The organism is Dictyobacter arantiisoli, from assembly GCF_008326305.1.
Taxonomy (GTDB): domain Bacteria; phylum Chloroflexota; class Ktedonobacteria; order Ktedonobacterales; family Ktedonobacteraceae; genus Dictyobacter; species Dictyobacter arantiisoli.
Map to the genome: position 1 here is coordinate 57,448 of NZ_BIXY01000030.1, position 13,637 is coordinate 71,084.

The following is a 13,637-nucleotide window of genomic DNA, read 5'->3' on the forward strand; positions in this document are numbered from 1 at the left end:
CTCAAACAAGATACATGCTTATCTACAACTATTTAGCGATATTCATGGTTCTGCTGAAGACAGGTTTGACGGTGCGATCAAGAAAAATGTAGGCGAGCGTGATCGCGCTCATCAGGATACCGAACAAAGGGCCGACGATGTGCAGATTATGATATTCTGGTCGGGTAATCATCAAGAGCTCATAGACAATCTCGCCTGACTCATAGGTGGCGGTCAGCCAGAAGGCCCAGCTCCGTAATGTCCATAATCCATACACTACCACCAATCCGAGCAATCCCGCTATAAGTAGCGCGATGAAGTCCCCTGATTTTGCTGGTGTAAATAAGAGTAATCCAAGGCAACCAAGCGCTCCGAGTAGTTCAAAGAGTGCAAGATTCCTGATGCCAGATGGTCGTTGGCGGCGAGCGGTTTTCATGCGATTGTTTTCCTTATCTTCACATTCTCTATAGTGCAAATGATATGTTAAAGCAGCTACACGGTCACACAGGTAGCTGCTTTAAAAGACATAGCTACGTGTTTCTTTACGTATGAATAGGTATAAGGTTTGTTTTTTGAAGCTTTCCTCTCTTCTTATACTGCATATGGATGGCATTCGTCAAAAAAAAGGTAGATTGGCTAGTGTTTATTTCTCTTTCAGCCGATAAATATCACCATACTATGTCATTTTTGCGCTGGCGATATTTTCTGTGGGACCTCTTGTGTGCCGGGGAAAAGAGGTCCCGTTCTGCCTGGGCTTCAATGTCTAGAGTGGATCGCCGGTGTTATCATCAGTTTTCCAGGATTGCGATTGGAATTTTAAGAAGATCGCAATCCATTTATTGGCTCCTGTCAAATGGATCAGTAGCGCGCCATCCTGCCAGACGCCATTTTCCGAGGCAAATTTGCCGCTGTTTCCTTGATTCATATGGATATTATGGATGCCATTACCTGGTTTAAAGTTAAAGTATTGATCAGGTTTGCTATCTTCAGGCCCCCAACGTTGTCCAAAGGCATAGATGAGAGCTTCGGGATCAGCGATTGCCTGTTTAACACGATCCTGGAGAAACTGATTGAGTTCGGATTCTGTGGCAATTTCTGTGAATTGTTGAGGCTGCATCTGCTCTGGCTCGACAATGGTGCTACGGATAAAGTCGATGGCTAAATTGGGATTGATACCATTTTGCTTGTCGATGCTGGTAAAGCCATCCTGTTGTTTGAGTAATTCAGCGGTGATTGGGTAGTTGAAATTATCTTCGATGTGATAAAGTAAGTTATAGGGCTTTAACTGCGAGAGAACATTGACCGCGATCCGATAGTGAACTCCCTGGCTATCCGCTACATGAATCTGATAGTGTGGTGAACCGGCTGTCCCCATCTGACTTTCAAGTGGGCGCGCTATCAAAACGCCATAATTTGTTTCTGGCATACATCAGCTCCTTCAATATATTGTAGTATCTCTTAATCCTTTGAATGGATGAAGATACCAACCAATTTCTGTTTACTATACGTATGAGGCATAATGATAGTTTTGCCTGTAGCATTAATATCCTTATTTTATGAGATAAAAGCAGCCTGGTCTATGATCTGTGTCACACTTTGTTCAGCCTGTGTTGCAATTAATGGTAATTGAGGATAGAGACGGTGGGCCTCCTGGTTAGCTGCCTGAAGCACACCAAAGCGTTGGATGATAGTGGCATAGATTTTTTTCCCAGAGATGGTTTTTTCAAATGGCCGAGTTGTTGCCAGACATCCTAATGACCGATTATGGGCGGAGACAAAGTGCCAGTTTTGTCCCTGTGTTTCCTGGCCGATGGCATTTTGCGTGTAGCGAGGATTACTATTGAGATAATAGATGGTGCTGCTACAGTTCAGATCATCATAATAGCTGGTTCCCGACTCATGTGTCATGATGGACCAGCCATACTGGGTCCAGGCGATCCGCAGAGTGGTAATCTGCTGGTCACCCTGGAGCTGTGTTTGTTCTGTTCTGGATGTGCCCTGGTTCCCTGTGGGAAGCGTGGTGTATGTCCATGTTGGCTGAGTAACAACGGCGACATTCCAATAATGATAAGTACCTGGATCAGCCCATTCTAACGTGCAGACGAGTCGACAATCCTCTCCAGTGGTCATATTACTGCATGCAGGACCCAGGCGATAGCCCTGACAGGTGGCTTTGCCAGTCACGTTGGTGTCGAGCGTGAAGGTAAGCGTGGCTTGTAAGCGTTGGCTGGCACGATGGAAGGATATTGTGGAGTTGTCGCGATAGCGTTCACCGGCCTGAATAGTGGTGCTGGCTGTAAATGTGTGTAAATATGCTTGTATAGCTGTGATTAACTTTTGCTGTTGAGTTGATGATAAGAGTTGGGATGAGAAGCGTGTCGGAAAGTTGATCAGCAGCGCATCATCTTGCGCCTCAGTATTTTCTTTCGTAATCTGACAGGTTTGTCCCGGTCGATCAGCCTGATAGGGCACCTCAAAGGAGCAGCTTAGCGTCGTAAATGGCTCTCCTTGCCAGCGCAGTAAATGTTTGCCACGTTTGACGGGCTGCGGCGCTATCTTATCCCGTGACAGCGGCACATTGCTAAGGGGGTGTCCATCGAGAAACCACCTTCCCCAGGATGGTAATTGTTGAAAGTGGAAATAATTGACATCCTGCACTGCTGTGGCCAGCGTCGCGGTCCCCTTGATTTGATGCGGAACACTATCGGGTATAAAGATATTACAGAGCACAAAAATAAGGATGATCGTGATAACTCGGCGTGCAATCCGTAAAATGATATGCCTCTGTTGTAGTTTTGTCTTATCCAATAGCATAAGGATTACTCACATCTGTTTCGTCCTATTGTAGATCCTTCACAGCCTCCCTTGCAACCTCATTCTTGAAAGCATTTCTCTTCATCTGCTTGCTTTAGCATGTGCCCATTCTATAATTTCTTTTCTTACCCAAATCTCCTATCCTGCCTTGACTAATTTCAAGTTGATCAATATAATCCATCTTTCTTTTTTTAAGCGTATGTTGCTTCTATACGATGCGTCAGAAATATTGGTGGTTGGCCGGGATTGCTGGCCTGCTGGCCTGCCTGCTCCGTCCTAATGGTATATTCTTGTTTCTACCATTTTGTTTTGAGTATTTGCGCCAGCATCATTTTTCCTGGCGTGCCATTCGTTGGGACGTGCTGTATGCTGGACTTATCCCCGTTGGACTTTTGATCTATGGGCTCTATTGTTATCATCATTACGGTGATTTTCTAGCTTTTTCGCATGGGCAGCAGTCATGGAAGCGCACAACCCAATTGCCGTGGGTAGGACTTTATAGGGATATGGAAGCTATAATTGCGAAGCATACCTATCTAAGAGACTTCCTCTCTCATTCGCTCGATCTTTTCCCTGACTTGCTCGCGTTCTTCCTTATCGGATTAAGTGCCGTAGGATTTTGTCGCCTTGGCAATCGCCATTGGAGTTACGTTCTTTATGGCGCTTCGCTCTGGATTTTTGCCAATTGTTTTCCAGCTGGATTTGAGCGCCCGTTGCTGGGAACTGGCAGAAATATGTTGATCATTTTTCCTCTCTTCTTGATATTGGCTCAATTGGGCCGTTTCCGTTGGATTCATCTCCTCTATCTGTCGATAGCCGTGCCCCTGTGTTTCTTCTGGTGTTTCCAGTTTATAGTTGGCTATCCTGCCTTTTAATAGTACAAGACAGATCTGCACAGGTCTGTCTTGTTTTTTTCTCCTCTCCCCTCTCTCCTCCTTAAGCAAGCTAAGTACGTTTGTTTTTTGCTTCTCCATAAATCTCTTCGGGCAAGCACATGATACGTTATGTGAACACAATTTGATGAATTCTTACCAGGGGACTAAAAACCCTTGACAAGGGAACATTTTCCTACCATACTTCTTGATGGAAATAAGTATTTCGAGCTACAGTATGTTTTTTGTCATATATAGTTTTCATTTTTGTTCTAAAGTAAAATAAAGCACTTGTAAGGCAAAAATTGAGTACAGGTGCTGTGCTTCTTTCTGTATCCTGTGGTGCCAGCGTGCTTTTCTCAAAAATCCGCTATAGTGCGTGGTATCCGATAGCGGATTGGTAACGATAAAGGGATGTTCAATATATGGTGAAACCTTTGCTATCATGATAGTAGTCGTTCTCTAGGAGGATGAATGAGCTTAATTAATGGGGAACACCCACAGACGAGCGTTAATCCAAACATCAGTATGGCATTTCCCAAAGATTTTGTCTGGGGTGCGGCGACGGCTGCTTATCAGATTGAGGGCGCGACTAACGAGGATGGGCGCGGCCTGACGATTTGGGATCAGTTTGCCGCTACGCCCGGAAAAACTTTCCTTGGGCAAACAGGTGAGGTCGCAACCGATCATTATCATCGCGTCGCCGAGGATGTGACTTTGATGAAGCAGCTTGGTTTAGGGGCTTATCGCTTTTCTGTCGCCTGGTCGCGCATTCTTCCTCAAGGAACTGGTACTATCAATCAGGCAGGGCTTGATTTCTATGATCATCTGGTAGATGAATTGTTGGCAAAGAATATTATGCCCATGTTAACCCTTTATCATTGGGATTTGCCGTTGGCCCTGCACGAGCGTGGTGGCTGGCTGAATCGGGATACAGCTCTGGCTTTTGCTGATTATGCAGAGATTGTCGCACGCCGTTTAGGGGATCGCGTCAATTATTGGCAGACACACAATGAGCCCTGGTGTATTGCCTATCTCGGCTATGGCATCGGGATACATGCCCCGGGAGAGAAAAATGTTGCTCATCTGGGGAGCGTTGGACATCATTTACTGGTAGCTCACGGTCTGGCGGTACCGCGCCTGCGGGCATTCAGCCAGCCCGGCACGCAAGTAGGTATCACTCTCAACTTCACACCTGCTTATGGAGCTGATCAGCATCCAGAAACGTTGAAGCAGGTTGAGAAGGCACAACGTAGCAATCGCTGGTTCTCCGATCCCATTTTTCGTGGAGCGTATCCCGAAGGACTTTTCGCTGACCTGGATTGCGACGAGCCAGCGATTGCTGCGGAAGACTTTGCCCTGATCAACGCGCCGCTTGACTTCCTGGGTGTCAATTACTATACCCGCACGCTCTTCCAATGGCAACCTGAAGGCAGCACACCAGTAGAAACTGCTGGACAGAGCAATGTCATCAGAAGCGTACCCGGCTCGCAGTATACCGCCATGGGTTGGGAGATTTGCCCTTTGGTCTTGACTGATCTACTGCTCTGGCTACAGCAAGAATACTCAGTGCCAGCCCTCTATATCACTGAAAACGGTGCTGCCTTCGACGACAAGTGGGATGGCGAAAGTGAGTATGTGGTTGATTCAGAGAGACTCCTGTACCTTCGCGAGCATATACGAGCGGCCGGGGAAGCAATCAAGCAGGGCGTCCCGCTTCGTGGCTACTTCGCCTGGTCCTTGCTTGACAACTACGAATGGATGGATGGGTATAGCAAGCGTTTTGGCCTTATTTATGTCGATTATGCCAGCCAGCGCCGCATTATCAAAAATAGCGGTCGCTGGTATGCCAGTTTAATCAAAGCACAGCGTTAGCACCGTCCTTTTTTGTTGTTATCTACTGCTGGGTCCTCTTTGCCAGAGGGCCCTTTGATTTATCTTTAAATAATCCCTGCGATGCTATATAATAAAGCTTAACATTACATGAATAGAAGCACGCTTTAAGCACTATATCGAAGTACATCTATCTAATTTTACCTCAGTAATAATCAAAGACATCAAGGATGAATGGTTATGCAGGATGGCAATGTTCACCGTTATACTCATTTACAGCGCGTAGATATACTACAATTGCTGCGTGATATCGATATACGCTCCTGTCCAGAGAATGGAAAGAGGCAGGTTCCCTTTAATGCGGTCGAAACCTTGCTGTGTTTTGGCCTGTTCTGGATTGTTAATCCGCATAGCTTTGGGGGAGCGAATATTGATAAGGTCCCTGATGATGTGAAAACGCTGGCAAAGTTTTTTAAACGCAGCCCTGGTTCACTTTTGAGTAAGATGTTGAATTTAGAGGGAGCGCGCAAAAATGGGGGGCGTGAGGAGCCGCTGCTCTACGCGCAACTCTCAGCCGATCCATCCATCTTTCATGTTTTGTATAGCGAGATCATCCAGGCGGCCCGCGACCTCGACATTACAGTCACGAAGCTACCTGATTTCCTGCGTCCCTATGCTGAGGCTACAAACAGCGAAGATTATCTATTAGGTCAGGATGATTTGCCCGCCAGCCAGAGTGCTTTATTGAAGGATGTCGAATCTTCTATGGAGGAGATCGACCGCGATTTCAAGTTGGGCTCGCTGTTAACCGAAAAGCTGGCCGAGCGTAAGGTCCGCTTATCCCAACATCGTTTTGCCCTGGCTGTGATGAATAACTATCAGCGTACCTGTGTTTTTTGCGGGCTGGCCCCGGACCTCATCCCTGGCACCAGCGGGCTGCTGCGTGCCTCGCATATCAAACCCTGGGCCGCCTCTACGACACAGGAGCGCATGGATGTACGCAATGGTCTGGCTGCCTGCGCCATGCACGATCTTGCCTTTGATCAGGGATATTTAAGCGTAGATAATACCTACACAATCCTGCGTGCCAGATTGCTCCAGCAAAGCATCGGAAAAAATAGTGGTATGGATATCTATTTTAATCATATGTTGAGCACTTCGCTCTTACGGCCCAATGAGGCTAAAAATCCCGATCCCGCTTATTTATCCTATCATCGTGAGCGCATCTTTAAAGGTTAGTCGGGCATGGTATATTTACGCTTATGTATTAATGAGCAAGATATGGCGTAAAAACCAGTAGCGTGCCATCTGAGCACGCTATCGCAGGCATCTTAAACAGTATTAAAGACGCCATAATTTCTGTAACTTCCATTATGGACATACTTATAAATACTTCCTTTTTGTGAATGCAAAAAGTAATCTCATCCTGCTTTTGGTAGCTTGACAATTTTTTTGACGATGTGCCTTTAATAGATTGAAAAGAAGACCTGATGTTTTAAGGCGATAAAGTATGATGAAAGTTGGCATGTATGGCTATAACACATACGATGACCCTGGACGATTTGTGGCTCATGCAAAATATGGGTGAAATTGCGCTCTCTCCTGATGGGCGACGTGTCGCATTTGTGTTGAGTGGTTCTAATAAAGAGAAGAATTCGACCTTTAGCACTATTTATTTATTATATCTGGATGCACAGGGATATGCTGTTTCTGAACCACGCCCCCTGACGAGTGGATTAAAGAATGATGCTCACCCAATCTGGGCACCTGACAGCCGCCGCTTGCTTTTTATATCGAATCGCGAAAATGGAAGCCAGCTCTGGCAGATTGATACTGATGGCGGCGAGGCACGTCAGCTTACGAATCTCTTCTATGGGGTCAGCGAAGCTGCCTGGTCTCCGGATGGTCAACAGATCGCTTTTACGGCTCCAACCCTCGCTGCACTGGATGATGATGTTCTGCTCGGTCGTAAGTCATTGGATGAGGGAGCGAAGAAGGCTCTGGCTGAGCAGGAATGCCTCCGTTTACGGACAGTACAGCGTATCTACTATCGCCATGATGGCCTGGGTATTTTTCAAAAATATGTGCATCTTTTTGTGATGCCTGCTCCTAAGACGGTGCTTGAAACTATCGATCCGTCGCTGATCCGTCGCCTGAGTTCAGGCGCGTATTCCTATCAGCAGCCGCAATGGACGCCGGATAGTCAGGAAATTGGGGTGTTGCGCAATCCTGGTGAACGTGATGGCACGTTCGCCATTGACCTCTGGGCAATAGAGGTCGCGACCGCTACGGCCCGTTGCCTGACCGAAGGGAACATTGAGATTACCACCTTTTCCTGGTCCCCAGATGGACAGGCGGCCGCAGTGATCGGCGCACTAGATATAATCAAGCATAGTCCGACACTGTATCGACTCTACCTGGTGACGCGGCATGGGAATGAGGGCGACCATCCATTGTGCATTAGCCCTGATTTTGAGCGGGATGCGAACATCAATTTGTCCACTGTATATGGCATGCCGGGTCCTTATCGTCCTCAATGGAGTTCCGATGGACAGAAGTTGTATTTCCTGGCGACCGAAGCGGGCTGTAGCCACATTTATCAACTTACCGTTGTCTGGCGCTCAATTACGCAGATTACCAGCGGACCTGTTGTCGCGACCTTTCTCTCTCTTTTCCCGGATGGTGGACATCTTTTGGTGGCACAGGAGAGCGCGGATCATCCCTGGGAACTCTATCTTCTAACGCTGACTGAGGAGGTAGGAGGAGAGGAAGAGCGTTTAACCTGGTTGTATGATCAATGGTTGGCTGAAAGATGCTGGGGAACGTCTCAACGCATCATATTTACGGGAGCTGAGAGCAAAGATATTGAAGGTTGGCTGATTAAGCCGGTTGATGCTTGTGTTGATGAGCGCTATCCTTTGATTGTACGTATTCATGGCGGTCCCAATTTTTCCTATAGTGTGGCGAATGCATTTGATCCTTATACTCAATGTTTGACTGGTCTGGGCTATGCTGTCTTCTACTGTAATCCACATGGTAGTACAGGCTATGGTGAGGACTTCCTGAATGGTAGTCTCGGCGATTGGGGCGGTGCTGATTTTCAGGATATTATGTGTGGTGTAGATGCCTGTATTAAGCTTGGTGTGGCTGACCCGGAGCGCCTGGCGGTTATGGGAAGCAGCTATGGCGAGAACGATTTGCGCTGCTCAATAGAGCAGGCGGACCAATTCTATGCAGCCTTGAAAATGATCGATAAAGCTCCAGTCGAGTTTGTCCGTATCCCGGCTAGCTGGCATACTGGAGCGGAGAAGCCAGCTCTGGCCCTCCTGGCATGGGAAAAGACCATTGCATGGTTCGATAAGTACTTGAAAGCTCAACCCGAGCAATAATCACATTAGCTATAGCTATGTGTCTATATTGAGTACATAGGAACAGACATGCTTTATCCTGGCTTAGTTGTGCTCAATATAGGCTTGAATTGCGCTCATCAATAAAGCTGCCCGATACTGCGAGAAAGAATCGCATAAAACGGCAATTCCTCTATTTCTTTTTTCTTCCCTGCGAGATTTGTGGAGCTATGAGACCCTCTATTCTTTGCTAACAACCAACCTGTTACTGACCTGGATAGTGTGGCGTGATAGCAATAGTGTGCATGCTAGCTAATGATTCAGTTTAACCGACGGGATTATTAGCTCCGAAGGCTGTTTGTAGGGATGATAAGATTGCGATGGGGAATGCTGATTATGACTTACAATAAAATTGATGTTCCGGCACAGAGTGTGTTACCATCCAGTTCTTTGCTGCGTCGGCAAAGTTTTTCCTCCTGTTTCTTCCTGTTTGCTATTCTATGTACCATCCTGATTGCGGATTTTACCTTTACTGATCGTCAACTCTGGCTGTATCACGTCATTCGCAATCATTGGCATCCCAGTGCGCACACTATTATTCCTGGCTATGCCGGGGAAGCTATGCCACTTAATATTGTCAGAACAATGCCGCAGGCTCTGGCTTTTCTGGGACTTTTTGTCGTTGTCTTTCTTTTTTATTTGTTGGCATTGCGCATTCTGCCACGTCATATATCGCATCGCTACATTATTGTTTCAACAACATTGATAGGTTTTGCCTATATGTTAATACCGTTTGTAACATCACAAGATGTATTCTCCTACATTGCTTATGCACGTATGGCAGTGCTGTATCATTTTAATCCAATGGTCACTCCTCCGACGGTCATTCACTCCGATTATATCTATGGATTTTTGTACTGGGTTAATCAGCCATCTGTCTATGGGCCGACATGGTTAGCCGTTACCGCATCTATCCAGTTGTTAGCTACGGCGATTGGTTTCAAATATGTCTTATCAATGCAATTACTGTTGCGGCTTTTTGCCTTTGCCATGCACCTGGGATCTGTACAAATGATCTGGAAGTTGAGCGGACGTCTGCAGGACAGGACGACAGACACCTCGTTGCCAGTTTTCCAAAATAAACGGCTTCTCACCACCCTGGCCTTTGCCTGGAATCCTTTTTTGTTATTAGAGGCGTGTGTAAATGCTCATAACGACGTCACGCTGCTCTTTATGCTCCTGCTTGCACTCTGGTGGCTGTTGCCTCGTCCAGAGAGTATACGACAGCCATATGTGCTGGCTAGCGTCCTTTTCGCGTTAATGGCCGGCCTGAAGATCTCTTACATCGTTCTGGTGCCAGGTTTATTCTTATTTATCCTGTTCCATCAGACGGTCTTGCGCAGTTGGCCGCGTCGTTTCCTGGATATGGGGAAATCACTGCTAATCTATAGCGGGATAATTATTGTCTGTCATGCTCCCTTCTGGGCGCATGGAGCCTTGCTGCATGTGTTTACGGTGACACCTTCCGCTTCGCGTGACATCAATAGCATTTATGAATTTCTGGTGCATGGCTATGCGCAGCTTCGAGGGATTCCATTACCACGTGCGATCGATAGCGGTTCACATCAAGAAGTCTTGTCGCATGTACTGAGTATGGCTGTATTCATGGCGTGTTTTGGCATCCTGTGTCTACGTACGTTCTTGCGTCCACAACTGGTCAATACATTGTCCGCATTAATTGGTTGGCTTACCTGTCTCTGGTTGCTCTATTGTATTGTAGGATCGCCATGGTTCTGGCCCTGGTATGCCATTATTATCTTTGGCCTCCTGGCTTTGTTGGAGGTTACGCAATACAAACATAATCCAACCTCACTCGTACTTTTTAGCTCGCTGGATATCTCTTTGTTTGGAATTTTACTTTCTATTAGTATGATGGGCCTCTATTGTTTATGGATTTTTTACAATCTTCTACCAAATTTTCAGCTAACATATCTGACTAGCTTGCTCATCTGGGGTGTCCCATTTTTGATCATCTGGTTAAAGTATAGATATGATCGCCATCGGGACACCACCTTTTATCAAAAGTCAGAGTCAGCTCTGTAACTATTGACAGAAGAATGATATGGTAAGTGTAGATCAGGCTCCTTGTTCTGGCTCTGCCTTATCCTGGTCATTTGTCTCAAACAGTTTCTGTCCACAATGCGAGCAATAACGAAAATGGGATAAATTAGCGCTCTCACAATTGCTACAAATGGTTGTGGTCTGGCTCTGCTTCTGCCCGGTTGCTAGCTGGGTAGCATCGTTTGTTAGTGGAGTTGTTGAGGTGTCAGGTAAGTACGGCTTGAGCAACTTAAGTACTTCAGCACGAACCTGTTCAAGCTTAATACCTTGCTTTTGTATAATTACTGCGGCAAGTCCTTCTCCTTCGCGGACCAGGCCCAGTAACAGATGTTCAGTGCCCAAGAAATGGTGATTCATCTGACGCGCTTCATCAACCGCCAGTTCCATGGCATATTTAGCACGTGATGTCAGATGTTGCATTTCTGATACCACGTCATGTCCAGGGCCACTAATCAACTCGATATCTTTGCGTACCTGCTCCGTCAGAATATTGAGGTTTTTCAATGCTAGCCCGGCTATACCCTCTTCCTCACGTAATAATCCTAAAAGGACATGTTCTGTCCCAATGTAATTGTGCCGTAATTTTTGTGCCTCTTCCTGTGCCAGGACCAATGTATGGCGGGCTCGATTTGTAAGTCGATCAAAATGTTCGCGATTTGAGGCTGAGCCTTCCTGATAAGGTCCAGAAGCATTCTGAAATTTTTTGCGCATCCAGATTGAAAATTGATTGATAACCGCATTGAAATCACTTTTTTCTGCGAGTGCCGTAACGCGTTGACGTTGCAGGTAGCTCTCGAGATCAGCGGCTGCAATGCGATAATCTGCCCCGATGCGATAGGCAGATAGCTCTTTTCGATTAATCAAGCGGCGTATCGTTACTGGATCAACATGTAGGTATTCAGCGACCTCTTCAGATGTCATTAATGGTTCCATGAAAGAATCTCCTTTTCTTACCAATTTGGCGGACTTTGCGATCTATAGATAACTATCCAATACTAAAAAGTATTACAAACAACTATTTAAACTATATGATCATTTTTGGCAAAAAGCAAGCCTTTTATAGCTTTCTGGAACGTTGTTTTATTCAAACAAGACAAAAAGAAAAAAGGCATATTTTTACTACATGCCTTTTTTCTTTTTGATAAAGTTCTTTTGATGAGGATAATGAGGGGATGTGGCACCCTGACCACTTGCGTATGCCAGATTTATCGTTTGAGGACGTAGTCCTTTTCTAATGAGGATGGAGGTCAGTCAGGCTGCATTCATCCTCATTAGAAAATTCCTGCCTTGTGAAGCAAAAGTAGTCAGGATTAGAGAAGGGACAATTAAGATGCTAGAGGCGTGACCTGTAGCAGCGCGCAGCGACCACCCATGCTGGTGGATAATTTGTCTGATTGCTCCTCTGTACAGATAAGACTGTAAACGCGATAGAGTTGGTCTGTGTAGGATGTAAAATTACCTGTGATATCTTTAAAGCACTTTTCCAGATATTCGATATCTCTTTGCAGCTTACTTTTGTTATTGTTGTCAATAGGCACAATAAGTTGCATTTCATAATGAGTCATTGTCGTCGTATCTCCTCTAGCGCTTAAGTCTGCCAGACTTTAAGCCGCACCAAATCCTTTTTGTGAGTATGAGTATTTCTATCAGCAGTTAGTGATAGAAGCATACTGCCTGTTTAAATGGTTACCTGCTTTGATCCATGCAGGCGGGAAGAAGAGGAAATACGCAAGGGGGATAATAAACCAGGCTATGATGCGTGAGTCGCAGTCGATATAAGCAGGTGGTTAATAATTTCCGCAACCTTTTGTGTAATCCTCCGGGATAGGTTTTAACTCTGTTGACCTCGTTCTGTATGAAAAAACAATGTGAAATGGGAAAATTGAAGCCCCATCTGTGGGAAACTTCTTTCATGTTGCTTCTCTGAGAAGAGGCACCTCTGCCGGAGTGGTGTGACTGGATTCCTGCATTGCTTCCAGACACGAAAGATGTGGCGACGCCTGGCTATTCATCGTTGAGAGACACGACGTATGAAGCTATTGACCAACCTAATAATAATACGTATGAGTCATGTATCTGGTTGTACATATATGTGTTGTTTGTCATAGGATTATAACAGAGATAAGTATCGTTTGCAATATTTGTTTTATCCATAACTGTCTACTTGTTGCTTATTTTTTACCGGGCTTAGGGTTGGTACAACAAAAAACACCCGTGTGGGCGGGTGAGACGGCGACTTCCTATTTTCCCACGCAGTTGCCCACGGAGTATCATCGGGGAGGAAGAGCTTAACTACCGTGTTCGGGATGGGAACGGGTGTACCCTCTTCGCTAGTGTCACCGGCTCACCTGCACAGACAGGTGTTCTCGATGTGGACATACTACTACAGCTTTGCGTTTCTGTCAACCCCCAGTTTCCTTCCAGACGAGGAATGAGAGCCTCCGTAGCAGGAGCAGCCACCCTTCACCGGCAATACCGCTCAAAGAAAAGGAATAGGAGGGAAACCCACAAATGATGGAGAATGTAGGTGCGTGCCAGGGCCGCAGCCCTGTCTGTTACCCACATATTTCTATTCAAGTGTGAGTTCAGAAGCCAGGTGAATTCCTTCTACAAGCGTTTGGATGTATAGCCAACCTTTCCAGAGGGTTTTCCAGCCTGGCTCTCCGTCTCC

At 46.1% G+C, this 13,637-nt stretch carries 10 protein-coding genes and 1 rRNA gene; 5 read left to right on the forward strand and 6 right to left on the reverse strand.

All coding sequences use genetic code 11. The annotated features are described in order from the left end of the window. Window positions 1-28: 28 nt before the first annotated feature. The 3 genes from F1593_RS11785 to F1593_RS11795 all read right to left on the reverse strand — a co-directional run bounded on the left by F1593_RS11785 (window position 29) and on the right by F1593_RS11795 (window position 2,793). The gene (locus F1593_RS11785; protein WP_149401761.1) at window positions 29-415 is read right to left on the reverse strand and encodes a hypothetical protein; all 387 of its coding nucleotides are present in this window, start codon (window positions 413-415) and stop codon (window positions 29-31) included. A gap of 327 nt (window positions 416-742) precedes the next feature. Then, window positions 743-1,405, reverse strand: a complete 663-nt coding sequence (locus F1593_RS11790; protein WP_149401762.1) for a YukJ family protein — start codon at window positions 1,403-1,405, stop codon at window positions 743-745. 128 nt (window positions 1,406-1,533) lie between these two features. Next, window positions 1,534-2,793, reverse strand: coding sequence for a hypothetical protein (locus F1593_RS11795; RefSeq protein WP_149401763.1), 1,260 nt, complete (start codon window positions 2,791-2,793; stop codon window positions 1,534-1,536). A gap of 215 nt (window positions 2,794-3,008) precedes the next feature. Here F1593_RS11795 and F1593_RS11800 point away from each other — a divergent pair, with 215 nt between their 5' ends. From F1593_RS11800 to F1593_RS11820, 5 genes are all read left to right on the forward strand, one after another. Beyond that, window positions 3,009-3,668 carry a hypothetical protein gene (locus F1593_RS11800; protein ID WP_149401764.1) on the forward strand — a complete coding sequence of 220 codons (660 nt, stop codon included), beginning with the start codon at window positions 3,009-3,011 and terminating at the stop codon, window positions 3,666-3,668. 471 nt (window positions 3,669-4,139) lie between these two features. Then, the gene (locus F1593_RS11805; RefSeq protein ID WP_172632067.1) at window positions 4,140-5,540 is read left to right on the forward strand and encodes a GH1 family beta-glucosidase; all 1,401 of its coding nucleotides are present in this window, start codon (window positions 4,140-4,142) and stop codon (window positions 5,538-5,540) included. Between the two features lie 198 nt (window positions 5,541-5,738). Beyond that, window positions 5,739-6,737, forward strand: a complete 999-nt coding sequence (locus F1593_RS11810) for an HNH endonuclease (protein WP_216368850.1) — start codon at window positions 5,739-5,741, stop codon at window positions 6,735-6,737. Between the two features lie 290 nt (window positions 6,738-7,027). Next, window positions 7,028-8,887, forward strand: coding sequence for a S9 family peptidase (locus F1593_RS11815; RefSeq protein WP_149401765.1), 1,860 nt, complete (start codon window positions 7,028-7,030; stop codon window positions 8,885-8,887). Between the two features lie 354 nt (window positions 8,888-9,241). Then, complete coding sequence (locus F1593_RS11820) at window positions 9,242-10,948, forward strand: MptA/MptB family glycosyltransferase (protein WP_149401766.1); 1,707 nt, start codon at window positions 9,242-9,244, stop codon at window positions 10,946-10,948. Window positions 10,949-10,981: 33 nt separating this feature from the next. On the opposite strand, the gene F1593_RS11825 is transcribed toward F1593_RS11820, so the two are convergent. The 3 genes from F1593_RS11825 to rrf all read right to left on the reverse strand — a co-directional run bounded on the left by F1593_RS11825 (window position 10,982) and on the right by rrf (window position 13,310). Further along, complete coding sequence (locus F1593_RS11825) at window positions 10,982-11,899, reverse strand: Clp protease N-terminal domain-containing protein (protein WP_149401767.1); 918 nt, start codon at window positions 11,897-11,899, stop codon at window positions 10,982-10,984. Window positions 11,900-12,291: 392 nt separating this feature from the next. Next, window positions 12,292-12,531, reverse strand: a complete 240-nt coding sequence (locus tag F1593_RS11830) for a hypothetical protein (protein WP_149401768.1) — start codon at window positions 12,529-12,531, stop codon at window positions 12,292-12,294. A 662-nt stretch (window positions 12,532-13,193) separates the two neighbouring features. Continuing rightward, window positions 13,194-13,310 (reverse strand): 5S ribosomal RNA (rrf, locus tag F1593_RS11835). Window positions 13,311-13,637 lie beyond the last annotated feature (327 nt).

Coding starts and splice junctions, on each gene's coding strand:
- F1593_RS11785 (WP_149401761.1), bottom strand. CDS start 415: ATGAAAACCGCTCGCCGCCAACGACCATCTGGCATCAGGAATCTTGCA.
- F1593_RS11790 (WP_149401762.1), bottom strand. CDS start 1,405: ATGCCAGAAACAAATTATGGCGTTTTGATAGCGCGCCCACTTGAAAGT.
- F1593_RS11795 (WP_149401763.1), bottom strand. CDS start 2,793: ATGCTATTGGATAAGACAAAACTACAACAGAGGCATATCATTTTACGG.
- F1593_RS11800 (WP_149401764.1), top strand. CDS start 3,009: ATGCGTCAGAAATATTGGTGGTTGGCCGGGATTGCTGGCCTGCTGGCC.
- F1593_RS11805 (WP_172632067.1), top strand. CDS start 4,140: ATGAGCTTAATTAATGGGGAACACCCACAGACGAGCGTTAATCCAAAC.
- F1593_RS11810 (WP_216368850.1), top strand. CDS start 5,739: ATGCAGGATGGCAATGTTCACCGTTATACTCATTTACAGCGCGTAGAT.
- F1593_RS11815 (WP_149401765.1), top strand. CDS start 7,028: ATGGCTATAACACATACGATGACCCTGGACGATTTGTGGCTCATGCAA.
- F1593_RS11820 (WP_149401766.1), top strand. CDS start 9,242: ATGACTTACAATAAAATTGATGTTCCGGCACAGAGTGTGTTACCATCC.
- F1593_RS11825 (WP_149401767.1), bottom strand. CDS start 11,899: ATGGAACCATTAATGACATCTGAAGAGGTCGCTGAATACCTACATGTT.
- F1593_RS11830 (WP_149401768.1), bottom strand. CDS start 12,531: ATGACTCATTATGAAATGCAACTTATTGTGCCTATTGACAACAATAAC.